Consider the following 23,538-nt stretch of genomic DNA (forward strand, 5'->3'; position numbering starts at 1 on the left):
TTTTCGGAGGCTTTTGCAGCCTCCGGCATTGTCTTGTGGAAAAACATCTATTTTTGCAGGGGCGCCTTAACGCTCTCCCGCTCAATATACTCGGTTCCAATCTGGACTTTGCTTACAATCTTGCTCTGGGACTTGATTTTATCCAGCAGCCGTTTTACCGCCATCTGTCCCATCTCCTGTTTAAAGACCCGGATGGTGGATAAGGGAGGCGACGATATTTCACAGAAGGGCAGGTCGTCAAAGCCAATGATGGAGATATCCTCTGGAATACGGCAGCCTGCTTCTTTCAGCGCTTTCATTGCTCCCAGCGCAATAATGTCGTTATCCGCAAAATAAGCGGTGGGAAGCTGAGGATTCCTTTCCAAAAATCGGGCCATATCCTTATAAGCGCCCTCCATGGTGGGGGTGAGTTCCACGGTAAAGGCTGGATTAACCGCAATTCCCGCTTCTTCATGGGCCCGGCGGTATCCAGCCTCCCGATAGCGGAAGTTCTGAATCCGCATGCTAGATTTTAGATACCCGATCTCCCGGTGTCCCATTTTGATCAGGTGGCCCACAGCATTGCTCACCGAATCGGTGTTGTTGATCAGGACCGTGTCAAAGTCCATCTGCTCAAAGCTGGCGTCTAGAACCACCAGCGGCGCCACCGCCCGATGAAAGGCCTTTACATCCTCTTCCCCCATTTCGGTGGCCAGCAGCAGGATGCCGGAGTTTGGATCAGAAAGGATCTGTTCCAGATGGCTTTCAAAGTCTTCACTGTGTTCATTCAGGTTACAGATCACAGTGTCATAACCCGATGCCCGGCACTCCTCGTTGACCCCTTCGGTCAGGGAGGAAAAGAAAGGGGTATCCGACAGAACCCAGCCGTGTTTTTTATAGACCACCAGCTTGATACTAGTCATCCGGTTTTCACTGAGATAGCCGGATTCCCGGGCCAGTTTCATAATCAGTTCCGCCGTGTCCTTGTTCACGCCCTTTTTTCCATTGAGCACATTGGATACTGTGGCGGGAGAAAAGCCGGACATTTCACTGAGTTGTTTGATACTGATTTTCATCCTGCCTCCTCCTTTCATCTGTAGTATAAAACTTTTATATAAATATTTCAATAGATATTTTACCAATAATCTTATATTTTATGAAATATCATCTTGTATAATTTGCTATTCTTTGTGTTTTCTCCCCAATTTCATGGTTTTTGAGTATAAAATCAAAAAGAGCATCTAAATTTTTATATAAAAATTTAGATGCTCTTTTCATCTAGATCGTTTCTCAGCCTATATTAGTCCAGAGAAATAATTTCATATTCTCGGCTGCCCAGGTCATGCTGTGCCGCAGCTTCTACTGTGTGGATACCATGGCGGGAATCCATGCGTTCAATCAGCGCCGCTTTGCCTGGATCATCAGAATGAATGACCGCGTCATAGCACGCCTGATCTACCGCCACTGGGTCAGTAGAAGCAAAAATTCCAAGATCCGCCATCTCCGGCTCTGCTGGATTGGAGTCACAGTCGCAGTCCACACTCAGGCGGTTGGCTACATTGATATACAGCATATTTTCCGCGCCCTTGTAGTCAATCACTGCCTTGCAGGCATCAGCCATGGACTCCAGGAAGTGATCCTGGGGCGGAAGGTTGTCAAATAAAACCGCCGCATCTGTGGTCACCCCAGCTGTATGGATATAGGTTTTTCCTCGGGTGGAGCCGATGCCGATGCTGATATTTTTCAGCGCCCCGCCAAATCCGCCCATAGCATGCCCCTTAAAGTGGGACAAAACCAGGATAGAATCATAGTTTGCCAGATGTTCTCCTACAATGTCTTTGTCCAGGTGAAATCCGTTTTTCACAGGGATATCGATCTCCCCAAACTCATCCAGAATATCGCAGGGAGCCATAGCTTTAAACCCATGCTCTTCAATGGCCTTCCAATGCTCTTTAGGATCCATCCGCCGGCCGTTGTATGCGGTGCAGCACTCAATAATTGTGCCATCCAGCAGATGCACCAGCTCTCCAATCAGCTCCGGATGAAGGTAGTTGTGCCCACCAGGCTCACCGGTGGAAATTTTTACCCCAACTTTACCGTGTAATTGGGTGCCCAACGCCTCGTAGATCCGGATCAGGCTTTTTGCAGTAATTTCTTTGGTGAAAAATACTTTTGCTTTTTCCATTTTGCAGACCTCCTTGACGATTTACGGGAAAACGGATGTTGTCGCGGATCAAAAGGCGTTTTCCCTCTTTTCATCCTTATTTTTCCGCCGGACAGCCTCGCAGGCTGCCAGTGTCCACCCGGCTATTCCGCCGGGAAGGTTCCGGTAGGGCTAAAGAGCAGATAGTCCTCAATCTCCTGTTCTGTCAGTGCCCGCAGCTGTTCGGAGATATCCTCCCTGGTGTAGGTTTTGTTCTGGTCCTCGGATAATCCATCAGCTGTGTAACATTGGACAAACATGGTCAGGTTGGTCCCCTCCGGCACAATTGTCTTGATTTGAGCTGCCGCCATCGTCAAAGCCTGGTAGGGGGATCGGGCCGGAGAAGCGAGGGTTTCCTCCCCTATTGTCAAGGTGGAGCCAAAAGAGGCCGGCATGGCGTTGACCAGAAGGTTTTCCGCTCCCAGCGTTGCCGGGTTGACCCCGCCATAGGCGGTTTGATCGGTGGCAAACAGGGACGCGCCGGTGACATACAGTCCCACCTCTGTACCAGAAGGCTCTAAGGCGGCAGTCAACGTGGCAAGATAGTTTTTCAAGCAAGCGTCCCGGGTGACGGTATCCGCCGTCTCCCCATAGGTTGCATACTCCGAGCCCACCATGGTGGGGAAGTAATATCCATCCAGTACAATCTCTTTGATCCCCATCCCCGCAAGTTCAAGAGAGATGTCGGTAATGTATTTCTGGGCGCTCTCAGAGTAGGGGTTCATCCAGTTTTGTCCCCCATTCTCCCTTGTATCGGTGAGCCACAGGGTTTCGGTTCCGTTATATTTGACAGCCATGTCCGTATAGGTCCGCGGGGCGATGGGGTCGACCCAGGTATGGATGCGGGCTACCGGCGTCATATTGTAGCTTTCCAGGGCTGCCAACACGGTGGGCAAATCCACCGCGCTGGAGGAAATCGCCCCTGCGCCCACTGCTTCTGCCACCGTGGATTGGTATAACAGATAACCATTGGCATCCTTCAGGTCCATCATTACCCCATTGGCCCCCATATCCACTGCGGACTGGAGGAAAGCGTCTAGCTGGGTGGCGTCAGCCATAATCGCATGGGGCAGATAAACCAAATGCTGCGCCGAAGTCTCCTCGGACACAGGTTCCTGAGACTCACTTTCTGAATCACTGGTCACCGGTGCGGAGGGAGTACTGCTGGATTCTGTGGGCAGGGAGGAAGAAATATTCCCGGTAACCAAATTATACACCGGCTGATACAGGCTCCAGCCCAAAAATGCCAGAACGCAGCATCCTACCACTGTCAGTACAATGGACAGCGGCGAAGGACGTCTACCCCGCCCCCGGTACATTCTGGTATTGCGCTTAATTTTATAAGGCTTTGACATAGCAAAAATCCTCCCTTACTGCTACACAGATGTCGAAGTAAACCAAATCAACTTGGAAGCTGATGGCCGATCAAGCCATAAAAGGCCAGGGAAAGGATACCGATATACAAAAGGGTGGCAGGCAGTCCCCGGAAGGAGCGGGGCAGTCTGGAAAGTTCCAACCTCTTTTGTCCCTCACAGATCAGCAGCGCCGCAACGGTAAAACCAATTCCCGTGCCGAGGCCAAATCCAATGGTCTGGGCAAGGTTGAAATTTTGATGAAGCGCTACCAATATGGCGCCCAAAAGAGCGGAATTAAAGGTAGCCATAGGCAGCATCTTCCCAATACGGTTCTGGACCTTTGGGAAAAAGCGCCCTATGATGAGGTATATGATGGCATAGACAATGCCAATGCACAGGACAAAAACCAACGGCTCTAAATATAGATAATATGGGGTCATCCGCAGCAGGATATTCGCCGGATAGCACAGCAGCGATGAAAAAAATGTGATGACCGTGAGTACCGCTCCAAAAAGCATGGTGCTCCGGGAGGAACGCATCTCCATCAAGGCGCGGCTGGCGCCTAATGCCCGGGTAAAAACGGTGTTCTCCGCGAAGATGGCGGTCAGCGCCAGGAGGAAAAACTGAACAACGGCCTCCATTTATTTCACCTCCCCTGATGAATCAGACCGGTGATAGATCCGCTTGTTAAGCAGGCGATTGAGAAACTGGGCGAAAGCCGCCAAAAATGCCACCAGGATAAATCCGGCAAAAGGAAGCAATACAGCTGGTGTCCTCTGGCTCAGATTTAAGGACACACCCCAGATACTGCCGGCGCCGATGATCTCCCGGATGGTGGACACCACACATAGCACCACACCAAAGCCAATGGTATAGCAGCTTCCGTCAATGAGGGCACGGACAGGCTTATTCTTCCGTGCAAACCGCTCAGCCCGGGAAAGCAGCACCGAATTGATGACCAGGATCGGCAGATAAATTCCCATCAGGTCAACGCCCAAAGGATGAACCAGGCGCACCAAGGCAAGAGCCGGAATAAAAAATACCGATGCAATCAGTGCATATACCACCGAACGCAGCCACCGGGGCACGCTGTTTTTGATAAAAGAAGCCGCCACCAGGGTGGGAACGGTGACAACGAAAAAGGCCAGGGTCATAGCGACGGCGTTTTTCAGAGAGGTGGTAATCATAATAGCCGGGGCTAGGGCGAAACCGCAGATCAGCACCGGATTGCGATAGGTCATCCCCTCAAACAGCCGCATCTTTTCTCTGCTTTTCTTCAGATGACTACGAATCGCCATGCAGCCGCCTCCTCCCATATGCAACCAGCCGTCCCATTTCCCGATCCAACACATGAGACAGGGCGTTCATAATAAGCACGGCAAACACCAGTCCCTGTTCAAAGCCCCCATAATAGCGGAAGAACATGGTGACCACGCCTGACAAAATGCTGTAAGCCCATCGGCCAGGCACTGTTTTAGGCCCGGTCACCGGTTCGGTGACTACAAAGACGGCGCCAAACAAAAGGGTACCGGAAAAGAGCTCATAGATGACAGAGTATCGAGGGCTTCCTCCAATCCGCGGGAAGAGGAGCGCGCAAGCGGCACAGGCCGCTACAAAGCCCAGAGGAATCCTCCAGTCGATGTTCTTGCGATAGAGGAGGAAGAGCAAGCAGGTCAAGATTACCACGATGTTGGTAGCGCCCATGGGCCCCGGATAGTTGCCGAGGAGCATCTGCACCGGGTCATGGGCGGGCAGTCCTCCCAGCTTGAGGGTGAAAGCCGTGCTTTCTACCAATGGAGCAGACACACTGCCTACCAGTTCCAGCTGGGAGAAGGGGGTGGGATAGGTAAATACACTCTGCGGGAAACTGATGGCTACAAAAGCAAACCCACCGGCTGCCGGGTTAAAGGGATTGTTTCCCAGGCCTCCAAAGGGGTGCTTGAGCACCAGGATGGCAAACAGGCAGGCCAGCACAACGATAAAATAGGGCACCGACGCCGGCATCATCAAAACCACAATCAGCCCTGTCACAATAGAAGACAGGTCCTTGGGGTTGGGCATCTTGCCCCGGATGGCATAGCCGAGCATATCTGCGGCATAGCTCACCGCCACCGCTGTCACCATCAACAGAGCGGCCCGCAGTCCATAATAGTAAAAGGCCATGACGCACAGCGGCAGCAGGGCGATGATCATGTCCCCCATGATCACAGCAGCAGTATCCCTGGACTTGAGCTGTGCTGTCAGCCGTATTTTCTGTTTCACACGCTTTCCTCCCCTTTTTGAGGCAGGTCCTCACCGAGCACCGTCTGGATATAAGACGCAACATCTATATTCGATGGGCATATATATGAACAAAGGCCGCATTTGGTGCAACGCTCCAGACCGAGCTGCTGATACCTCTGGTTTTTTCCCGTAATGTAGCGGTAGGCAAGATAAGGATTGATTCCCGCTGGGCAGGCTTTCACACACCGGCCGCAGCCAATACACTCGTAGTGGGTGCGTCTGCCGTCCTTAGCATCCGCGATCAGGCAATTCATCCCAAAAGATACCGGCGTCTGGGTATCGGTCAGCCGGTATCCCGCCATAGTACCCCGGGTAATGAGCCTACGTGGTTCTCTGGCCAGTCCGCAAAAGCGCAAAACCTCCCCGACCGGAGTTCCCAAAGCCACCTCCACATTGCCAGGATTGGCGATGGCATCCCCGGCCACAGTGAGAAACAGGGAACTGTGGGGCTTTTCATAGACCACAGCCCGGTAGAGATGGATCAGGGCATTGGAGGAGATGGAAACCACCCGCATACCAGGGTATTTCTTCCCGATCTCCTGTTCCAGCCTGGGGCGGGCCGGATAACGGCCTTTCATCCTGACCACCGGAATCTTTTCCAACTCTTTGGGAATGCGCTGGTCACTGCTCCCGATTTCTCCATAGATGGCAAAGCAGATTTCCGCCGCACCCAGAGCCTTTTGGGCCAGCCGCAGGCCGCCTGCTGCCTCTGCTGTCAGCTTAAACAAGGGGCCCATATGGTTGGAAATCATGGGCTGGTCATCGATAGCGTTGCCGACCACCACCAGCTTCCGTTTATCCTGGGCTTGCTCCAGCTTTCGGTAAAGAAACTCCCCGTCGAGATCGTCGACGACGGAGCATTTTTTTGCATAGGCGATGATCCGTTCCGGCTCCACCGTTTCCTCGTCATTCTTTTTCATAATCTGGCGCTGGGTCGGGGTAACCGTGTTGCGCAACACCGCATAGGTGTGCTCTTTATCAAAAGAAGGGGTTAGGATATCCTCTACCTCTGCGTCGATGGGGGAAAAAACCGCCTGGTTCCCTACGGTAAACGCCGGCTCATCAATCCGCACCTGGTCACCGCGCTGGAACACGGCCCTTTGGGGCAGCCGCAAATATACCATCTTGGGAAACACATAATGTGCAATGGGTCGGGATAAGGCTGGTTCCTTAGCCTGATCCAGAAAAACTCCCTTTTTCCTAAATTCCATGAAATTATCTGCACCTCTTTTGTCCCCGCCTTGCGGCAGGGTGAATCAGTGGGTGTTGCACCCGCCCGGGGCAGGTGCCGGCCGCTTCACGGCCTTTCTGCTGTATCCTGGCCCATCCCCTGAAAGCGGGCCTTCTGTCTCATCTATGTCGCCATAGACGCGGTTTCCTTCTGGAATCCGCCGGAGGTTTTCTCACATGAATATACAACTCATCAGCAAAAACAAGCTCAAAGTCACCCTTAGCTGCGAGGATCTCAAAGGCCTGGGCATCTCCTACGATTCCCTGGACTATAGCGATCCCCACACCAAGGAGGTTCTCCTTCATATCCTAGGCAAAGCTAAGTCCCAGGCAGGCTTTTCACCGGGACGGCAGAAGCTCTTCATCCAGGTCTATCCCAGCAGCCAGAACGGCTGCGTCATCTATTTTACCCCGCTCTTTGACAAAAGCCCTACCATCCGGCGCTATCGGGTCAAACACACCATTGGCGAACCCGCGATCTATCGCTTTTCCCAGGTGGATACCGTTATCGATGCCTCCGTCAAGCTATTCCGGCAGATGGGGCACCGGGTCTACAAAAGCTCCCTGTACCGCCTGGGCCAAAGCTACTATCTAGCCATCTATCCCCTGGATGGCCCAAGGGGAAAAACCGCTGGTTTTCTCAGCGAATACGCGCCCTTGGCCGGACGGGGCAGCTTGTTTGTTTCCTATCTGGAGGAACACGGCCGGGTCATTGTGGAAAACAGGGCCATTGACATCCTGTCTTATTACTTGTCATAAGCAGTTTCCGCGGCCCGGCGGAGGTTGGCAACTCCCGCTTTATAATCCGCCTGCTTAAACAGAGAGGAGCCTGCCACCAATACGTTGGCTCCCGCCTTGGCCACCAGAGCCGCCGTATCGTCGGCAATGCCGCCGTCCACCTGGATATCCAGTTCTGTTTTCCCTATCGCGTTCGCCATATCCCGCACCTGCCGGATCTTGGGAAGCATGTCCGCCATAAACTTCTGGCCGCCGAATCCCGGTTCTACCGTCATCACCAGCACCATGTCCACCAAGGGCAGGAGCTGCTCCAGGACGGAGGCCGGGGTTTTTGGCTTAATGGAGATTCCTACCTCTTTGCCAGCTCCGCGGATGGCGTCAATCACCTGCTTTGGATCGTCATCAGACTCAAAGTGGAAGGTAATCCGGTCGCTGCCCGCCTTGACAAAATCAGGCAGATATTGCAAGGGATTGGTAATCATTAGATGCACATCAAACATCATGGGCAGCTTGGGCCGCAGGGCAGCCACCACCGGCGCCCCAATGGAAATATTGGGGACAAAATGGCCATCCATCACATCCACATGGAGCATGTCAGCCCCTGCCGCCTCCATGGCTTTGGATTCCCGCTCCAAATTAGCGAAGTCACAGGCTAAAATCGACGGCGATATTTTAATCATATCCATACCCCTTTTCCCGCCGGCAACCCGGCGGTTTTTCTATGGTGTATCCGCCGATCTCAGGCCTTGGATACCCCAGATGGCGATAAAACTCCATGATACTATCATCTTATTTATTCTAAACCAAGGGCCCCGCAAACGTCAACCTTTCCCCCGAGAAAAAGCTCCCTGGTTTCAATAAATTCATATTTGTGTTATACTATATTTACAGAAAAAGTGGATTTATGAATCCCGGGACAAGCCCTGCCTATGCACACACATTTAATTGATGAAAGGAGTTCCCTTTATGGAAAAAAAGCCTATCGCCTCCATGGACGCCTCTCCCTCCCTGCTGGGATTTGGCTGCATGCGCTTCCCTAAACTGGAAAACGGGAAGATCAACCGGCCCGAAGCGGAGAAAATGTTGGATTACGCCTATGCCCATGGGGTCAACTACTACGATACCGCCTATATGTACCACGACGGGGAGTCTGAACAGTTTATCGGTGACTATCTGATGCAGAAATATCCCCGGGACAGCTTCTATCTGGCCAGCAAACTGCCCATCTGGTTCTGCAAGACCCCGGATGACATGGAACGCATCTTCAACGAACAACTGGCCCGATGTCACACAGACCACTTTGATTTTTATCTGCTTCACAGCGTGGACCAGGAAAAATGGGCTCAGATTGAGGAGTTTCACGCCTATGATTTTGTCCAGAAAAAGAGGGAAGAAGGCAAGATCAAATACATCGGCTTTTCCTACCACGATGATCCCAAATACTTAACCGCCATGGTGGAGGCCCATCCCTGGGATTTTGTCCAGCTTCAGGTCAACTACCTGGACTGGGAGATGCAGCGGGCAAAGGACAGCTATCAGATCCTGGTGGACCATCACATCCCATGTTGGGTCATGGAGCCTGTACGGGGCGGTTATCTGGCTACCCTCCCCGATGTGGCGGAGGACGTCTTCAAAAAATATGAGCCTACAGCATCTGCGGCATCCTGGGCGGTCAAATGGGTGGCCTCCCTGGAAAATGTAAAGGTCGTCCTCTCCGGCATGTCCAGTATGGAGCAGGTGGTGGACAATGTGGCCCAGTTTGAGCCCTTCGTCCCCATGACAGGCCAGCAGTACAAGGTCATTGACGAGGTGGTGGAAGCCATCCACAGTGTCAAAACCGTTCCCTGCACCGGCTGCCGGTACTGCATGCCCTGTCCCGCCGGGGTGGATATTCCCGAGGTATTTAAAATCTACAACACCCTGCAGCAGCGCAAGCGTTCCTCCCCCACCAAACTGATCTACACCAAATTCCTGCCGGAGGAAAAACACGCCAAAAACTGCGTGCGGTGCGGCCAGTGTATGGAGCATTGTCCTCAGCACATTCAAATTCCTGATCGTCTGGAAGAGGCTGAAAATGCCATCAACGCCCTTCCCTAACCTTGCAAAAAAGCAGCCCTTCTGGGCTGCTTTTTATTTCACTTTATCATAAGAAACACCGTTTCCTAGAAAAGGGCTCCCGCGGGAAGAACGTTTGCCGGCAAGGCGCCACGGGAAACAGTCTCTCTTTTTAGGGCGGTGTTTCATCCTATTCCTCAGCGGCCGGACGCCCTAGGGCGTCCGGCGCTCCTTATGGTAAAAGCCAAGCCGGGTACCCGGCCCGGCTGAAAAGTGCCCTCAGGAACTGGGCATCTGGCATTTCGCGGCAATTGGTCAGCAGACACGGACAGGATATAAAATGCAGCAAAGCCTGTGGAACCCGCTTTCTGATTCCGCCGCCCTTTACTGCGCCGCCACCTCAAATGCCAATATCATCTTATGCGTCCGACTGGTTTCTGCCCCTGCATGGCCTTCTTCTTCCTTTTTCGAATCCTTCTTTTTGCAGGGCAAAATCTCTCAAGGGCCTGAAAGCCAAACAAAAAAGGCGCGAAACTTTTCTAAGAAAAAAGTTTCGCGCCTTTGCTTTCCGGCTTTTATGGGGACCGATCAAATAAGCTGCGCTACCATAACCACCAGCGGCAGCGTTACAATGGATAGGATGGTGGTCACCGCCACCAACTGACCGCCATACGCCGCGTCCTGATTGTATTGCTTGGACATAATACTGGCCATGGCCGCCGTAGGACAGGAAGCGGTAATCAGGTTGATGATTACTACCATCTCTGCTCCCTCAAACCAATGCATGACCCCTGCCAGTTTGTAGATAAGGATGAGTAGTAGAGGGATCAAAAGCAGCCGTACCGCACAGACCCCATACATCCCCTTGTTGCGGAACATCCCCTTCAGCTTTGTTCCAGCGATGAACGCCCCACAAGCCATCATTCCCAAAGGCGTATTCATAGAGGCCACATATTTGATGGCGGGGCCAATGGGATTGGGCAGATGAATTTGGAAACAGAACAGCAAAACACCTACGATCACGCTCCAGATACCGGGATGCAGCAGGATCGAACGCACCTTGGGCCGATGGCCTTCCCCCTGAAGCTCCATGGCGCCTAGGGAAAAGGCAAAAAGGTTAAAGGTTGCCAAATAGGCCGTCGCAAAAATGACCCCCTCATCACCCATGGTAGCCTGCACCAAAGGCAGCCCCATAAATCCGGCGTTGGAATAAACCGCTGCAAATCGCTCCACCCGGTATCGGGGGTCCTCCCTTTTCCGGAAAAGCAACTTGGCCACTACAATGGCCAGGATATGGCTGAAGATCGCCAGACCAAAAGCAAGAATAATCCCCTTGATGATCCCTGTATCCATGTCCACCTGGTAAACATCGATGGCCAAACAGGGAACCACAATGTAAATCAGTAGATCGGATAGCTGCTTGGAACCCTTCTCACTGATAATATTCCTTTTGACACAAAAAAAGCCCACTCCAATGAGTAGGAACATAACGAGTACCTGTTGCATGAGCACCCATGAAAGCTCCAATGTCTTTCCCCCATCCTTTGTATTGCTATATTGCTTTTTTATTTTACAACAACCGAGCTTCAGGGACAACCCAAACCGAAAAAAGTAGCATTTTCCCTAAAAACCTTTCTCCTCTCGCCCTTTTTCTTGCCCCGAGCGATTAAAAAACCTCGCATCCGCAGATGCGAGGTTTTCCGTTTAAGACTTTTCTCCGCTTTGGGCTGTAGGCACCAAATCAGGCAATGCGTTTTCCACATCCTCCTGCAGCTCTACATTAACTTCAAACGTCTTTTGAGAGCCGGTGCTGGTCTTCCGATAGATAGTCATCCGAATGGTCTGACCAGGTGTCAGCCCCTCCAGTGCCGTGGCCACGTCGGAGTTTGAGTATATTTCCTGTTCGTTAATTTTGGTGATGATATCTCCTACCATCAGATTCTTTGCCGCCGCATCGCTGTCAGCTTCGATGGAAATGATGCGGACTCCCTGGGGGACATCGTTGAGTTTTGACAGCGCCTCGGTCACCGGCTGTACCGTAATACCGATCTTCACCCGTCCGGTTACCCGGCCGTTTTCCATCAGTTCGTCGATGATAGGCTTCGCTTCATTAATGGGGATGGCAAAGCCGATCCCTTCATAGTCCACATTGCTGACTTTGGCGGAGTTAATCCCAATGACCTGGCCAAAACGGTTGATGAGGGCGCCTCCGGAATTTCCAGGATTGATGGCCGCATCGGTCTGGATATAGGTGATGGCATTACCAGTGCCGTCAGAGCTTTTCACCACACGGTTGAGCCCCGAAATAATGCCTTCGGTGGTGCTGCCTCCAAACTCGATGCCGCCAGGGTAACCGATGGCCACCGCCTTTTCCCCTACTTCCAGCTGGTCAGAGTTGCCAAATTCCGCATAGGACAGATTCTCCGCTTCAATCTTCAGCACTGCTAAATCAGTCTTGGTATCGATCCCCACCAACTGGGCTACGTAGTCCTCGCCGTTAGCCAAAACCACACCAATTTCATCCGCATCACTGACCACATGGGCATTGGTGACAATATAACCGTCGGCGCTCATAATAATACCAGAACCCTCTCCTGCCGCTGTAAAGGGATAAGCCGCCTGATATTTAATCACACCTACCACAGACGGACGTACCTTTTTCTGAATCTGGGCTGTGGTCAGAGATCCGTCTTCCGACAAGGTATCAGATACATCGGGCTTATTTTCCAGCACTAGGCCGCTCTGGGCGTCCGTTTCCCCACTTTGCGGAAGCTGGGCATTGTCATGGGTGCCGCTGCTATCCTCTTCAGAGACCAGACGATAGACGCCTACCCCGGCAAACATCAGGCCGGTGAGCACAAAAACGATGCATAAAATGGAGAGAAAAGCCACAATGCCCCGATTCTTCCGGGAGCCTTTGCCCTGTTTTGCCGCCGCTTCATATTCATCAAAATTATAGCGGTAGGGATTGGGGGATACCCGCTGATGATTATTCGCGGTACTTCCGGTAGAACGGTAGTCACTGTAGGGCTGCTGATAACCCTGCTGCCCGCCGTAATCCGATTGGTAGGCGCCACCGGCGGAGGTACTCTGCCCTCCCTGAGACGGGTTGTGGTAGTAGGCCTGATTGCCATAAACCCAACCGGTTTCTTCTTTGGGAGAAGAGGCAGTGTCGTGATTCTCCCCGGCAGAGGAAGCTCCGCTCTCGCGGCCCGGCTCCTGCCCACCCTGTGCCGCAGTATCAGCAGAGGACGCAGTTTCCCACGAGGACGCATCCTGCTCCCAGGAGCTAGAAACCCCTTGGTCGCCCATTTCCCGCGTCTCCCCTTGAGCCTCTTCCTGGGGCTGGCCTGGATAATCGTTTTTTTCAAATTCGTTCATCTATCAAACCCTCCCGAATCAAGGCCGCCGAATGCAGGCGGCTTATCGGTGATTTCCTTTCCTGACCCTATTGTAGCGGCTGATTGTGGACATAAAATAAACAAAAGATCAATCATTTTTCTTTATTCTCATTTTTTTTGAATCTGGCGGCGGAACCGGTAGGCAGAGAGAACACAAATTCGCAGTATTCCCCTTCCACGCTCCTGACTAGTATATCTCCTGAATGAAGATTTATAATGGAGCGGACAATATACAATCCCAGCCCCACACCGTTTTTATCCAGGCCACGGGACCGGTCGGATTTATAGAACCGGTCAAAGACATGGGGAATCTCCTCTTTGGGGATACCGGCACCGGAATTGCGCACCGCAATATAGGTCACCGGCCCCGAAACCTCATAGCTGACCTCAATATAGCCGCCTTCATCCACAAACTTGACAGCGTTGTCAACGAGGTTATAGACCACCTGATAGATCAAATCCTCATCAGCGCACACCAGCACCCTGGGGCTATCCAATCCCCGGATATCCACACGCTTTTTCTCGATCTGCTGTTCCAGGCTAAAGACCGTCTGGCAGACGACGGCATTAATATCAAAATCGGTGGCATTGATGGTGGTTTCCCCGGCCTCAATGCGGGAAATATTCAGCATGGAGCGAACCATGCGGGAGAGCCTTTTTACCTCATCGGAGACAATGCGCAGATAATATTTGTGCTTCTCCTCTGGAATGGTACCGTCAATAATACCGTCCACAAAGCCCCCGATGGTGGTCATGGGCGTTTTCAGCTCGTGGGACACATTGGCCACAAAAGAGCGGCGGGTAGATTCTGTCATGGCCAGGGAATTTGCCATGTTATTAAAAGCAATGGCCAATTGGGCGATCTCATCATTGCCCTCCACCGGTACCCGCACTGTAAAGTCGCCCTTGGCAAAGCTACGGATGGCCTGGGACATCTGGGCCAAAGGCCGGGTCATCCGTTTTGTCACAAAATAAATAATGACAAAAGCGAACAGAAGTACCGCCACCGAACTAACGGCAAACATTTTCAGCATATTCATTAAGAAATCACTGAGGCTTTGAGCCGCGGTAGAAGCAAAAATAGCTCCCACCACCTGATTTCCTTCTGTCAATAGCGGAACTCCCACCGTGTAGTAGCGGTCGGTGTAAATACCGCCCAGTTTTCCCATCTCCGAGTAGGACTCACCGTTTTTGATCCGGTTCATAATGCTCTGGGCCATGAGGTAGGTGGCATGCTGGCAAGAGCCCTCCTCGGTACAGACCAAAGTCTTTCCATTCAGGTCGGTCAGAAAAATTTCAGCATCAATGGCGTTTCCCATCATCTCATAGCCCTGGAGGATAGCCGTTTGGCTGATATACTGATAATCATTGATCTGATAATTTTCCATGGTGATTTCCGCAGCGTGGCTGGCGTTTTTGTAGAGTAAGTCCAGCTTTTCGTTTCGAAAATTTTGGGAGGCGAAAATGAGGAATAGCCCGCCGAGGACGGTAATGCACATCAGGATGATGACGGCGCAAACCGAAAAATAACGGGTAAATACACTTTTCTGCAAGCTTTCCCTCTCCTTTCCTCTGTCTATACCCATGGAAGTGGCCAGAATGCCTGGCTCTTTTTAGAGAAACTACAGGCTGTACCGTCCTTTGGTACAGCCTGCACGGTTATTCTTTGACCTCAAATTTGTAACCGACACCCCATACGGTCTTTAGGGACCACTGGTCAGAAACACCCTCCAGCTTTTCCCGCAGCCGCTTAATGTGTACGTCCACCGTTCTGGAATCACCGTAGTACTCAAAGCCCCAGACCTCATCCAGCAGCTGATCTCTGGTGTAAACGCGGTTGGGATTGCTGGCCAGGTGATAGAGCAGCTCCAGCTCCTTAGGCGGGGTATCCACGATTTTGCCGTCCACCTTCAGCTCATACTTGGTCATATTGACCACCAGCTTATCATAGCGGACTTCCTTGACATCCCCCTCTGAGGTATTCTTCCCTGTGCGGCGCATAACCGCCTTGATCCTTGCAACAATTTCTTTGGTATCAAAAGGCTTGACCACATAATCGTCGGCCCCCAGCTCCAGGCCCAGGACCTTGTCAAAGGTCTCGCCCTTGGCAGTGATCATGATGATGGGGCAGTTGGATTTTTTCCGGATTTCACGACAAACCTGCCATCCATCTAAGCCCGGCATCATGATATCCAAAAGCACCATGTCAGGGCTTTCCGCATTGAATTTGGCGATGGCTTGGGTCCCATCGTTGGCAATGCTCACTTCGTAGCCCTCTTTTTCAAGATAAAGCCGCAGCAGCTCGCAGATATTTTTATCGTCGTCGGATACTAAAATTTTTCCCATGGACATGATTTCAACCCCCAATGATCGTCATCTATTTCACTCTGCAACAAAAGCTTCATTGATGGCCCGCTCCCGCCTATAACGAGGCTAAAAGACAGACCGTTTGCAGCGCTATTTATGGCAAGGCACCGGGCCTTTGGCCATTCGCCGCTATCCTCCCATCTCGGTATGTAGCTTTTTGCTGAACTGATATTTCTATTATACAATAAAAACACCCGGAATAGTGAATAATTTTTTAAGGAATCCTCGATTTCGGATGAACAGCCCTTGCCCCTCATCCAAATAGCGGGTATAATGATAATGTTTTATCAGACGCCTGCTATGAGGATGCCTGATCCAGCAAAATCAATGCAACGATAGATTGGAGCAACTTGTATGAAATTAGGAATCGTCGGCCTCCCTAATGTGGGAAAAAGCACCCTATTTAACGCCATTACCAATGCTGGCGCAGAATCCGCCAACTACCCTTTCTGCACCATCGAACCCAATGTAGGAGTAGTGGCCGTCCCGGACAAACGTCTGGATGTGCTGGCCGAAATGTATCATCCGGATAAATATACCCCCGCTGTCATCGAATTTGTGGACATTGCCGGCCTTGTCAAAGGCGCTTCCAAAGGTGAGGGACTGGGCAATAAGTTCCTTTCCAACATCCGGGAGGTGGACGCCATTGTTCACGTGGTCCGCTGCTTTGAAAGCACCGAGATCATCCACGTCAACGGTGAAATTGGTCCCGCCCGGGATATTGAAACCATCAACCTGGAACTGATCTTCTCCGACATCGAACTGGTGGAACGGCGGATCGACAAAGCCCTGAAGATGGCCAAAGCTGATAAAAAATATACCGCCGAGGCAGAACTGTTCCAGCGGCTGAAAGCCCATCTGGAGGAGGGCAAATCCGCCCGTGCCTTTGCCTGCGATGAGGAGGAAAAGGAGCTTATCTCCACCATTCCCCTGCTCTCCAATAAGCCTGTCATCTATGCGGCCAACCTGTCAGAGGACGATTTTATCGGCGGACTGGACAACCAACAGTATTTTGCCCAGGTCAAAAAAATTGCCGAGGAAGAAGGCGCCGGGGTTCTGCCCATCTGCGCCAGCATTGAGGAGGAAATCTCCGATATGCCTCCGGAGGACAAGGCCATGTTCCTGTCCGAATTGGGCCTGACCCAGTCGGGCCTGGATCGTCTGATCCAGGAGTGCTACAGCCTGCTGGGTCTGATCTCCTATCTCACCGCCGGCAAGCCGGAGGTTCGTGCCTGGACCATCACCAAGGGGACCAAAGCGCCCCAGGCGGCGGGTAAAATCCACTCCGACTTTGAAAAAGGCTTTATCCGGGCTGAGGTCGTGGCTTTCGACGACCTGGTGGCTTGCGGCAGCATGACCGCCGCCAAGGAAAAGGGATTGGTCCGCTCCGAAGGGAAAGAATACGTCATGCAGGACGGCGATGTGGTCCTTTTCCGGTTTAACGTGTAAAACTTGCGAAGTATAAAGAAACAGCGCGGAGAAAATCTCCGCGCTGTTTTTATTTGGGGAATGTAACACTGTGGCTGTCAGAAAGCTGGATGGTATCCTGCTGAGGGACGGTATCCTGCCAGCTTGCGTTATCCCAGTCCCAATCGTACTGGTAGTAGTATTCCTCCGTATGCTGAACCGCCCAGTTAACGATGGCGACCAGCCCCACAATAATAGAAATAATCACCGCCATGGCCGCGATCACAATGGCCACGATGACACCGGTATGCTTTTTAGGCGGCTGATAGTTAACGGTGGGGAAGTTGGGATTGGGATACGGGCCGCCTGCGCCAGCTCCTGGCGCTCCTCCATAGGGGTTATTCTGACGGTTGCGCTGGGTATAGTAATCATAAGCAGTACCTGGCATCGGTCCGAATGCTGCACCAGGCTGATTCTGTGTATAAGGGGGAACATTGTGCTCTCCGCCGTTCTGATTGGCCGGATCTGGGCCCGGAGGCGGAGTTTGGGCATCTGGACGAAGCTTGGCCTGGCACTGGGGACAGAAGTTATACTGCTCTTCCACCTCTGCGCCGCACTGCGGACATTTCATAGGGCTCACACCTTTCTCCCCCTGGGGGGATCGTTTTCTCAACAGCCGGGCCCGGCGTCCCTCGCTCCAGGATCCCAGTCAAGATTTTGCTTATTATACCATGTTTTTTCCCAGATTTCAAATCAGGAAAAATCTCCCTGCTCCTGCCTTTTTCGCTTCTGGGCACGGAAATACAGGATGCTGAGGATGAGGCTGCCGGCGAAGATAAAGCCGAAGAATCCAGCCGCGATCTGGTAAAAACTGATAAAGCCGTTGTTGACATCGGCGGTGGAAACAGCGGTGTCAATGGCCAGAGCACACACAATATCGCCCCTCGCATCCTGGATGGGGATATAGGAGGTCACTGTGGAACCCCGGTTGGCATTTTGAGAGACAGTGTTGGTGGAGGCCAGAGGCAGCGCGCCGCTGTAGACCTGCTCTAAGAGCCGGGCGGCCTGCCTGGAAATCTCCCGGGGCAGGTAGCTGCCTCCAATGGGGATATAATCGGTATTGGCGATGAGACTGGGGGAATACTGGGCATCCAGCAGCACATGATAGCCATCGTCTTCCTTGTAAATAACATAGAGGTATTTATACCCATTGACATCCCGAATCTCCCCCAAATACTCACAGAGGGAACGGTAGGTATCGTTGACCTGCCCGTTTTCGATAAGGCCGCGGATATCATCAAGGGCAAAACGTTTGAGACTGGCCGCAATCCCGCGGCCGGTATCCACACTGCGGCTCCCCAGATTTTCCAGGTTGTTGGTGCGGATGCTGGAGGCAAGGGTGAGGGAGACAATCCCCATGGCCGCCGACACAATCACCGAAATAATCAAAATGGCGGCAATATTGATTCTTCTCTTTGGTTTCATCTGAACAACTTCTAATTCTTTTTCCTTTTTCCGGCGGAACAAGATAATCCCTCCTCTTCCTCATTACTTTCATTATACGGGGAAAAACGGGTGCGTCAAGAAAAAAGCTATATTTTTCGAAATCAAAGCTGTTTCCTCCTTGTGAAAAATGGCGGGCTGGAACTGGTTTCATTTAGACATTGATACAAAGTTGTCCTAAGGGGAGGGCAAAAGGTTTACATTTGCGGGCAATGGAATATAATTGAGGTTGGAGCCGGCCCTATCTTCCGGCTTTGAAATGCTGCAAAGAAAGGACGTTTTTTATGGTTAATTTTAACTTTTATAACCCTGCCCGTATCATCTTTGGCAAAGATACGGAGAAGGAACTGCCTGCGCAGATTCAGAAATTTGGTTCCAAAGTCCTGCTGCATTATGGCGGCGGCTCCATTAAAAAAATCGGATTATACGACAAGATTGTAAAGATTTTAAAGGACGCCGGCATCCCCTTTGTGGAGCTGGGCGGCGTTCAGCCTAATCCCCGCCTTTCTCTGGTCTATGAGGGCATCCAGCTGTGTAAAAAAGAAAATGTGGACTTTATCCTGGCGGTAGGCGGCGGCAGCACCATTGACTCCGCCAAAGCCATCGCCATCGGCGTGCCCTATGACGGGGATGTATGGGATTTCTACGACAATAAAGGAGAGCCGAAGGAGATCCTTCCCGTGGCCTCTGTCCTCACCATTCCGGCAGCGGGCAGTGAATCCTCCGATGGCTCAGTCATCACCAACGATACCCTGAATCTAAAACACTCGGTGGGCTGTGAGCTGATGATCCCCAAATTCACCATCATGAATCCGGAGAACACCTTCTCCCTGCCTCCCTACCAGACCGCTTGCGGCGCTACCGATATTATGGCCCACTTGATGGAGCGTTATTTTACCACCGTCCCCAATGTGGACGTGTCCGACCGGCTCATTGAAGCCACCTTCCGCAGCATGCTCTACAATGTGCCCAAGGTCCTGAGAAACCCCAACGACTACGACGCCAGGGCGGAGATCATGTGGGCTGGAACTGTGGCCCACAACAATCTCTATCAGATGGGCAGAATCCCCGACTGGGGTTCCCACAATATTGAGCATGAGCTCAGCGCCATCTATGACATTGCCCACGGCGCGGGATTGGCCATCGTCTTCCCCGCTTGGATGAAATATGTCTATAAAACCGACATCAAGCGCTTTGTCCAGTACGCTGTACGGATGTTTGACGTAGATCTGGCCTTTGCCGACGACGAGGAGATTGCCCTGGAAGGTATCCGCCGTCTGGAAGCCTTCTCCAAGTCCATCGGCATGCCCACCCGCCTGGCCGACATCGGCATTGGCGGCGACCGCATCGATGAGATGGCGAAAAAGGCTGTCATGTACGGTCCTATCGGCAAATTTAAACCTCTCTATGAGGAGGATGTGGCTGCTATCCTTCGGCTGGCACTGTAAGCCCAAAGCCCATTCATCCCCTCTGCTTTGGAGCAGAGGGGATTTTTATAGCAGCATAGCAAAAGAAAGGATGGTGACTTATGAAAGTGGGCATTCTGCGTTGTATGCAAACCGAGGACTTTTGTCCTGGAACTACGGATTTCCGTATGATACAGCAAAAGCAAGGCGCTTTTCATGGAGTGAATGAAGATATTGAAATCATAGGTTTTATAAATTGCGGCGGATGTCCTGGAAAAAAGGCGGTGCTGCGGGCTCGGGAGCTGGTGAAGCGAGGGGCTGATACTATCGCCTTTGCCTCCTGCATCCAGAAAGGCACACCTATTGGATACCCCTGTCCCTTTGGGAAGAAAATGCGGGAATTGATCGTCCAAGACCTTGGCGACAGCATCCGCATTTTGGATTACACCCACTGAGAAAAGCATTGGGAAAGGAAGAAAATCGCCTATGTACTTCCGCTATGGCGACAAGGAAACCGGTTATCTCAAGGAAAGAGACCCGAAACTGGGAGAGCTCATCGACCTGATTGGGCCTGTCCAGCGCCAGGTAGACCCGGATCTGTTTTCCTCCGTCGTCCATCATATCATCGGGCAACAAATCTCTACCAAAGCTCAGCAAACCATCTGGCAGCGGATGCAGGACACTCTGGGGCAGGTAAATGCTTCCACCATTTTGGCCGCCGGCATAGAGCGGCTTCAGGGCTGCGGGATCTCCTTTAGGAAAGCGGAATATATCACCGACTTTGCACAAAAGGTGCAAAAAGGCCAATTTGATCTACAGACAATCTGGCAGATGCCCGACGAAGAGGCCATCCAGGCTTTGTCCTCCCTCAAGGGCATCGGGGTGTGGACGGCGGAAATGATCCTGCTTTTCTGCATGGAGCGGCCTGATATCCTGAGCTTTGACGATCTGGCCATCCAGCGGGGTCTGCGGATGGTCTATCACCACCGCCGTATCGACCGCAAACTGTTTGAGCGGTACCGCCGCCGCTTCCATCCCTATGGCAGCGTGGCCAGCCTCTACCTCTGGGCGGTGGCGGGAGGCGCAGTACCGGGGATGAAGGACTACGCACCTAAAAAAGTCTCTCCGAATAAGAAAAATGCAAAGAGGAAAGCCGCTTCTCCCACCAAAGAGGATCTGCCTGGCGCAGATTAAGCGAAAGGAGTGTGACCCCCATGCAGTATATCGATACTTATTCCTCCCCTCTCGGCGGCATCACCATGGCCAGCGACGGGGAGTCTCTCACCGGCCTGTGGTTTGACGGTCAAAAGTATTTTGGCGCTACCCTGACCGATTCCCGGGAGGAAAAACACCTATCTGTTTTTCAGCAGGTCAAAGAGTGGCTGGATCTCTATTTCCAGGGGAAAAAGCCTCCCTTTACTCCCCCTCTGTCGCCCCAGGGTTCCCCCTTCCGCCAGAGGGTTTGGGAGATTCTCCTGCAAATTCCCTATGGCCAGACCATGACCTATGGGGAAATTGCCTCCCGCATTGCAGAAAAACAGGGTCTGGAAAGCATGTCCGCCCAAGCGGTAGGAGGTGCCGTAGGCCACAACCCTATCTCCATCATCATCCCCTGCCATCGGGTGGTGGGGAGCAACGGCAGCCTCACCGGATATGCCGGAGGCATCGACAAAAAAATTGCCCTGCTCACCCTGGAAGGGGTCGATCAGAGCCGGTTCTTCTCCCCCAAAAGGGGAAGCACCTTATAGAATTTATCCCATCATAAAAGCCTGTCCCTAGAAGGGACAGGCTTTTATTTTTTTCTACCGCAAACTAGATACATTTGCTCGTCATCCACAATCTCTTCCACAGCAAACCAAGGCTCCATCAGCTCAGCCAGCTGGGAGGCCTCCATCAGCCCCCGCGAAACCTGGCTGGCACTGCCGCCGTGGATGGAGTTGATCTGTTCCCTGGACTGGGAATGGGCAATAACCAGCCGTCCGCTGGAAGAAAGAAGACTGTTTGCCTTTTCCAGCAGCTGTTCCGGCACTAGAAAATGGGGGAATGCGCTGTAAACGATGCAGACATCAAAGGGGCCGCCGGTGTATTCCAGCACATCCTGGCAGATGTAGGTTACCCTATCCCCGTATTTCTTCTGGGCAATATCAATCATCTTGGGGGATAGGTCAATGCCGGTGACAGAAGCCGGCTCCCACTCCAACAGGAAGGGGGCCAGCACCCCAGTACCGCAGGCGATATCCAACACGCGGCTTTTCTTACTCAGGTGGCAGCTGTGCAAAATTTTTCGGATCTTTTGGGGGTCGTGGACGGAAACCTCATCCCACTGGGGAGCGAGGGCGTCAAAATATGCCCTGATTTTATTCATTTAAATCCGTCAGCCCCGCTTTCTTCATCACAATAATTACCAGCGGAATCACCACAATCTGGATGACAATGCCAGGCAGTGCCGTAACAAAAGACGCGGTTAAAAAGGCGCTGAGGGTATAGGAATTCCCCGCCAGGCCCATGAGCACCAAATTCGCACAGCCGGATACGGCGCGGCCGGCCAGCATGGCGACGAGGAGGGTCACATAGACATTACATTTTTTGCGGAGCAACCCTGTAACCAACCCATAGGTCAGCAGTTCCAGCGCCATAGCCACCGCTGTGGGATACATGGGCGGCATGCCGGTAAACAGAGAGGAAACCAAAGGAACAACCAGTCCACAGAGGGCGCCAAACTGAGGCCCACACAAAAATCCGCAGAGGAGGATGGGCAGATGCATCGGCAGGAAAATTCCGCCCGAAATCTGGAAGGTGTGGAACACCATGGGAATTAGGATGCCTAGCGCCAACATAAGAGCGGCATAAGTCAAACGTCTGGTGGTATTTTGATGCATGATGGATTCTTTCTCCTTTTTCTTTTGATCTCCCGGGGATCCTGTATAAAAGGATTTCCCTTGGCAATTATAACCTGTGTAGGAAAATCCGTCAATTTTTCCACAAAATATGGCGTCCTTACAGGCGCGCAACAGGAAAGGATATGTGATTATATGCAGCTTAAAGACAGCAAAACCTATGCAAACCTGCTGGCGGCTTTTGCCGGCGAATCCCAGGCCCGGTGTAAATATCAGATGTATGCCAAAAAGGCTAAAAAAGACGGCTATGAGCAGATCAGCGCCATCTTTGAAGAGACCTCCGACAATGAATACGCCCACGCCTACCAGTGGTATAAATACATCCAAGGCGGCCAGGTGGCGGATACCCAGACCAATCTGGAGGATGCCGCCAAAGGGGAAAACTACGAGTGGACCCAGATGTATAAAGAGTTTGCCCAGGTGGCCCGGGAGGAAGGTTTCAACGAAATCGCCACCCATTTTGAGCTGGTGGCTCAAATCGAGGCGGAACATGAGCAGCGCTATCAAAAGCTGTGCCAAAACATCAAGGATCAGAAGGTATTCAAAAAGGACGATAGCCAGACGGTGTGGGTCTGCCGCTTCTGTGGCCGGGAGCATGTCGGCCCCCAAGCACCCGGCGTCTGCCCGGTCTGCAAGCATCCCCAGAGCTATTTTCAGGTCAAAGCGGCCAATTACTAAAGCTTGCACACAGCGTAAAAAGGCATACCGCAGTTT

At 52.1% G+C, this 23,538-nt stretch carries 24 protein-coding genes; 8 read left to right on the forward strand and 16 right to left on the reverse strand.

Annotated features, from left to right (window positions below; translation table 11 throughout):
- Positions 1-47: 47 nt before the first annotated feature.
- The 7 genes from WGC32_RS02485 to WGC32_RS02515 all read right to left on the reverse strand — a co-directional run bounded on the left by WGC32_RS02485 (position 48) and on the right by WGC32_RS02515 (position 7,031).
- Entirely contained in the window at positions 48-1,055 is a 1,008-nt protein-coding gene (locus tag WGC32_RS02485; RefSeq protein WP_342680562.1) for a LacI family DNA-binding transcriptional regulator, read from the reverse strand.
- A 224-nt stretch (positions 1,056-1,279) separates the two neighbouring features.
- A complete protein-coding gene (locus WGC32_RS02490; protein WP_342680563.1) occupies positions 1,280-2,164 on the reverse strand; it encodes a DUF362 domain-containing protein in 885 nt (294 codons plus the stop codon).
- A gap of 122 nt (positions 2,165-2,286) precedes the next feature.
- On the reverse strand, positions 2,287-3,537 hold the full coding sequence (locus WGC32_RS02495) for a putative glycoside hydrolase (protein ID WP_342680564.1): 1,251 nt from the start codon (positions 3,535-3,537) through the stop codon (positions 2,287-2,289).
- A 47-nt stretch (positions 3,538-3,584) separates the two neighbouring features.
- Complete coding sequence (locus tag WGC32_RS02500) at positions 3,585-4,178, reverse strand: Rnf-Nqr domain containing protein (protein ID WP_342680565.1); 594 nt, start codon at positions 4,176-4,178, stop codon at positions 3,585-3,587.
- Positions 4,179-4,835: an Rnf-Nqr domain containing protein gene (locus WGC32_RS02505; protein ID WP_342680566.1), complete on the reverse strand. Its 657-nt coding sequence runs from the start codon at positions 4,833-4,835 to the stop codon at positions 4,179-4,181.
- On the reverse strand, positions 4,822-5,799 hold the full coding sequence (locus tag WGC32_RS02510; protein WP_342680567.1) for an RnfABCDGE type electron transport complex subunit D: 978 nt from the start codon (positions 5,797-5,799) through the stop codon (positions 4,822-4,824). The genes WGC32_RS02505 and WGC32_RS02510 overlap by 14 nt, the downstream gene beginning before the upstream one ends.
- The gene (locus WGC32_RS02515) at positions 5,796-7,031 is read right to left on the reverse strand and encodes a 4Fe-4S dicluster domain-containing protein (protein ID WP_342680568.1); all 1,236 of its coding nucleotides are present in this window, start codon (positions 7,029-7,031) and stop codon (positions 5,796-5,798) included. The genes WGC32_RS02510 and WGC32_RS02515 overlap by 4 nt, the downstream gene beginning before the upstream one ends.
- Before the next feature lie 196 nt (positions 7,032-7,227).
- Between WGC32_RS02515 and WGC32_RS02520 the strand changes: the two genes are divergently transcribed.
- Positions 7,228-7,809: an adaptor protein MecA gene (locus WGC32_RS02520; RefSeq protein ID WP_342680569.1), complete on the forward strand. Its 582-nt coding sequence runs from the start codon at positions 7,228-7,230 to the stop codon at positions 7,807-7,809.
- Here the strand turns inward: WGC32_RS02520 and rpe are convergent.
- On the reverse strand, positions 7,797-8,468 hold the full coding sequence (gene rpe, locus WGC32_RS02525; protein ID WP_342680570.1) for a ribulose-phosphate 3-epimerase: 672 nt from the start codon (positions 8,466-8,468) through the stop codon (positions 7,797-7,799). The genes WGC32_RS02520 and rpe overlap by 13 nt on opposite strands.
- Positions 8,469-8,754: 286 nt before the next feature.
- On the opposite strand from rpe, the gene WGC32_RS02530 reads away from it, so the two are divergent.
- Positions 8,755-9,885, forward strand: coding sequence for an aldo/keto reductase (locus WGC32_RS02530; protein ID WP_342680571.1), 1,131 nt, complete (start codon positions 8,755-8,757; stop codon positions 9,883-9,885).
- Between the two features lie 546 nt (positions 9,886-10,431).
- Here WGC32_RS02530 and WGC32_RS02535 read toward each other — a convergent pair.
- The 4 genes from WGC32_RS02535 to WGC32_RS02550 all read right to left on the reverse strand — a co-directional run bounded on the left by WGC32_RS02535 (position 10,432) and on the right by WGC32_RS02550 (position 15,596).
- Entirely contained in the window at positions 10,432-11,370 is a 939-nt protein-coding gene (locus WGC32_RS02535) for an AEC family transporter (protein ID WP_342680572.1), read from the reverse strand.
- A gap of 177 nt (positions 11,371-11,547) precedes the next feature.
- A complete protein-coding gene (locus WGC32_RS02540; RefSeq protein WP_342680573.1) occupies positions 11,548-13,224 on the reverse strand; it encodes a S1C family serine protease in 1,677 nt (558 codons plus the stop codon).
- A 112-nt stretch (positions 13,225-13,336) separates the two neighbouring features.
- Complete coding sequence (locus WGC32_RS02545; RefSeq protein WP_342680574.1) at positions 13,337-14,797, reverse strand: sensor histidine kinase; 1,461 nt, start codon at positions 14,795-14,797, stop codon at positions 13,337-13,339.
- 106 nt (positions 14,798-14,903) lie between these two features.
- The gene (locus tag WGC32_RS02550) at positions 14,904-15,596 is read right to left on the reverse strand and encodes a response regulator transcription factor (RefSeq protein ID WP_342680575.1); all 693 of its coding nucleotides are present in this window, start codon (positions 15,594-15,596) and stop codon (positions 14,904-14,906) included.
- A gap of 369 nt (positions 15,597-15,965) precedes the next feature.
- Here WGC32_RS02550 and ychF point away from each other — a divergent pair, with 369 nt between their 5' ends.
- Complete coding sequence (gene ychF / locus WGC32_RS02555) at positions 15,966-17,060, forward strand: redox-regulated ATPase YchF (RefSeq protein ID WP_342680576.1); 1,095 nt, start codon at positions 15,966-15,968, stop codon at positions 17,058-17,060.
- Positions 17,061-17,109: 49 nt separating this feature from the next.
- Here ychF and WGC32_RS02560 read toward each other — a convergent pair whose 3' ends face one another.
- Entirely contained in the window at positions 17,110-17,649 is a 540-nt protein-coding gene (locus WGC32_RS02560) for a zinc ribbon domain-containing protein (protein ID WP_224771576.1), read from the reverse strand.
- Between the two features lie 122 nt (positions 17,650-17,771).
- Complete coding sequence (locus WGC32_RS02565; RefSeq protein ID WP_191509500.1) at positions 17,772-18,545, reverse strand: hypothetical protein; 774 nt, start codon at positions 18,543-18,545, stop codon at positions 17,772-17,774.
- A 260-nt stretch (positions 18,546-18,805) separates the two neighbouring features.
- Here WGC32_RS02565 and WGC32_RS02570 point away from each other — a divergent pair, with 260 nt between their 5' ends.
- From WGC32_RS02570 to WGC32_RS02585, 4 genes are all read left to right on the forward strand, one after another.
- The gene (locus WGC32_RS02570; protein WP_342680577.1) at positions 18,806-19,969 is read left to right on the forward strand and encodes an iron-containing alcohol dehydrogenase; all 1,164 of its coding nucleotides are present in this window, start codon (positions 18,806-18,808) and stop codon (positions 19,967-19,969) included.
- An 80-nt stretch (positions 19,970-20,049) separates the two neighbouring features.
- A complete protein-coding gene (locus WGC32_RS02575; protein ID WP_191482124.1) occupies positions 20,050-20,382 on the forward strand; it encodes a CGGC domain-containing protein in 333 nt (110 codons plus the stop codon).
- Between the two features lie 31 nt (positions 20,383-20,413).
- Positions 20,414-21,121, forward strand: coding sequence for a DNA-3-methyladenine glycosylase family protein (locus WGC32_RS02580; protein ID WP_342680578.1), 708 nt, complete (start codon positions 20,414-20,416; stop codon positions 21,119-21,121).
- A gap of 20 nt (positions 21,122-21,141) precedes the next feature.
- Positions 21,142-21,675, forward strand: coding sequence for a methylated-DNA--[protein]-cysteine S-methyltransferase (locus WGC32_RS02585; protein WP_342680579.1), 534 nt, complete (start codon positions 21,142-21,144; stop codon positions 21,673-21,675).
- A 44-nt stretch (positions 21,676-21,719) separates the two neighbouring features.
- Here WGC32_RS02585 and WGC32_RS02590 read toward each other — a convergent pair whose 3' ends face one another.
- Together WGC32_RS02590 and WGC32_RS02595 are read right to left on the reverse strand one after the other, a co-directional pair.
- Positions 21,720-22,292: a class I SAM-dependent DNA methyltransferase gene (locus WGC32_RS02590; protein ID WP_342680580.1), complete on the reverse strand. Its 573-nt coding sequence runs from the start codon at positions 22,290-22,292 to the stop codon at positions 21,720-21,722.
- Positions 22,285-22,806, reverse strand: a complete 522-nt coding sequence (locus tag WGC32_RS02595; protein ID WP_342680581.1) for an ECF transporter S component — start codon at positions 22,804-22,806, stop codon at positions 22,285-22,287. Before WGC32_RS02595 ends, WGC32_RS02590 begins: the two co-directional genes overlap by 8 nt.
- A gap of 153 nt (positions 22,807-22,959) precedes the next feature.
- Between WGC32_RS02595 and rbr the strand changes: the two genes are divergently transcribed.
- A complete protein-coding gene (rbr, locus tag WGC32_RS02600) occupies positions 22,960-23,502 on the forward strand; it encodes a rubrerythrin (RefSeq protein ID WP_191482119.1) in 543 nt (180 codons plus the stop codon).
- Positions 23,503-23,538: the final 36 nt, after the last annotated feature.

It is taken from the genome of Zongyangia acetica (assembly GCF_038739695.1).
Lineage (GTDB): Bacteria > Bacillota > Clostridia > Oscillospirales > Ruminococcaceae > Zongyangia > Zongyangia gallinarum.

Bases quoted from the DNA above. Each gene is read 5' to 3' on its own strand.
- WGC32_RS02585 (WP_342680579.1), top strand. From the start codon at position 21,142: ATGCAGTATATCGATACTTATTCCTCCCCTCTCGGCGGCATCACCATG.
- WGC32_RS02515 (WP_342680568.1), bottom strand. From the start codon at position 7,031: ATGGAATTTAGGAAAAAGGGAGTTTTTCTGGATCAGGCTAAGGAACCA.
- WGC32_RS02575 (WP_191482124.1), top strand. From the start codon at position 20,050: ATGAAAGTGGGCATTCTGCGTTGTATGCAAACCGAGGACTTTTGTCCT.
- WGC32_RS02560 (WP_224771576.1), bottom strand. From the start codon at position 17,649: ATGAAATGTCCGCAGTGCGGCGCAGAGGTGGAAGAGCAGTATAACTTC.
- rpe (WP_342680570.1), bottom strand. From the start codon at position 8,468: ATGATTAAAATATCGCCGTCGATTTTAGCCTGTGACTTCGCTAATTTG.
- WGC32_RS02550 (WP_342680575.1), bottom strand. From the start codon at position 15,596: ATGTCCATGGGAAAAATTTTAGTATCCGACGACGATAAAAATATCTGC.
- WGC32_RS02580 (WP_342680578.1), top strand. From the start codon at position 20,414: ATGTACTTCCGCTATGGCGACAAGGAAACCGGTTATCTCAAGGAAAGA.
- WGC32_RS02520 (WP_342680569.1), top strand. From the start codon at position 7,228: ATGAATATACAACTCATCAGCAAAAACAAGCTCAAAGTCACCCTTAGC.
- rbr (WP_191482119.1), top strand. From the start codon at position 22,960: ATGCAGCTTAAAGACAGCAAAACCTATGCAAACCTGCTGGCGGCTTTT.
- ychF (WP_342680576.1), top strand. From the start codon at position 15,966: ATGAAATTAGGAATCGTCGGCCTCCCTAATGTGGGAAAAAGCACCCTA.
- WGC32_RS02590 (WP_342680580.1), bottom strand. From the start codon at position 22,292: ATGAATAAAATCAGGGCATATTTTGACGCCCTCGCTCCCCAGTGGGAT.
- WGC32_RS02495 (WP_342680564.1), bottom strand. From the start codon at position 3,537: ATGTCAAAGCCTTATAAAATTAAGCGCAATACCAGAATGTACCGGGGG.
- WGC32_RS02540 (WP_342680573.1), bottom strand. From the start codon at position 13,224: ATGAACGAATTTGAAAAAAACGATTATCCAGGCCAGCCCCAGGAAGAG.
- WGC32_RS02505 (WP_342680566.1), bottom strand. From the start codon at position 4,835: ATGGCGATTCGTAGTCATCTGAAGAAAAGCAGAGAAAAGATGCGGCTG.
- WGC32_RS02500 (WP_342680565.1), bottom strand. From the start codon at position 4,178: ATGGAGGCCGTTGTTCAGTTTTTCCTCCTGGCGCTGACCGCCATCTTC.
- WGC32_RS02530 (WP_342680571.1), top strand. From the start codon at position 8,755: ATGGAAAAAAAGCCTATCGCCTCCATGGACGCCTCTCCCTCCCTGCTG.
- WGC32_RS02490 (WP_342680563.1), bottom strand. From the start codon at position 2,164: ATGGAAAAAGCAAAAGTATTTTTCACCAAAGAAATTACTGCAAAAAGC.
- WGC32_RS02570 (WP_342680577.1), top strand. From the start codon at position 18,806: ATGGTTAATTTTAACTTTTATAACCCTGCCCGTATCATCTTTGGCAAA.
- WGC32_RS02595 (WP_342680581.1), bottom strand. From the start codon at position 22,806: ATGCATCAAAATACCACCAGACGTTTGACTTATGCCGCTCTTATGTTG.
- WGC32_RS02485 (WP_342680562.1), bottom strand. From the start codon at position 1,055: ATGAAAATCAGTATCAAACAACTCAGTGAAATGTCCGGCTTTTCTCCC.